1 protein-coding gene is annotated in these 746 nt (G+C 75.1%); it reads right to left on the bottom strand.

What is annotated here, in order from left to right; all coding sequences use genetic code 11:
• Positions 1-7 precede the first annotated feature (7 nt).
• Positions 8-746, bottom strand: a 739-nt coding sequence (locus tag G4D87_RS38350; RefSeq protein WP_163787662.1) for a hypothetical protein, incomplete at its 5' end; no start/stop codon positions are given.

Here is a 746-nt window from a genome sequence, read left to right as displayed (position 1 = left end):
GCGTAGCTCAGCCGCCCGCCCCCATCCGCCCCGCGAGCAGGCCCAGCACGAAGGCCAGCACGGCCAGCAGTCCCGCCCAGAGGGGCGGGACGCCCTTCGCGCGGGCGGAGGCGGAAGGGCCCGCGACGCGCACCGCGCCCGCTTCCTCGGGGACGATGACGCGGACCTTGATGACGGCCTGGAGGAGCACCGCCTCGACGTCTGAGAGGAAGCGCTCGTACTCCTCGGCCTGCAGCTCCAGCGGCTCGCCGTGCTGAAGCGCGTACCGCTTCGCTACCGACTCGAAGCTGCGGAGCTGGGCCTCGCGCTTGGACACGTCCACCCAGCCGCACGTCAGCGAGGTCCCCTCACCCTTGCGAGGCACCAGGGAGATGGCCTGCCGCGCCAGCTTCCCGCCCGCGGTGCTGGGCCCCTCCGGCTCGTCGATGCGCAGCACCCGGTGCGGGCCCCGGCCATACAGCTTCGTCGACAGCGCGTCGCGGAGCTGCTCGGCCAGCAGCGCCGAGTGGTTCGCGAACATCGTCCGCAGCGCGGGGGCCTCCTCCTCGGCGGCCACCACCTTCGCGCCCAGGGGCTCCAGCGGGCTCAGGCGCACCACGCCCACGCTGGCGGGGGCCGCGCTGGCCTTCAGCGGGCTGGCGCGCCTCTCCGGGGCCTTCGTCGCCGGGCTCCCGCGCGGCCTGGGAGGCTTCGGAGGCATGACGTCCGTGTGGACCTCGGTGGAGCGCGGCGCTGGCGGCTCGGTC

It is taken from the genome of Myxococcus vastator, assembly GCF_010894475.1.
In the GTDB taxonomy this organism is placed as follows: domain Bacteria; phylum Myxococcota; class Myxococcia; order Myxococcales; family Myxococcaceae; genus Myxococcus; species Myxococcus vastator.
This window is presented reverse-complemented; position numbering and strand designations above follow the sequence as displayed.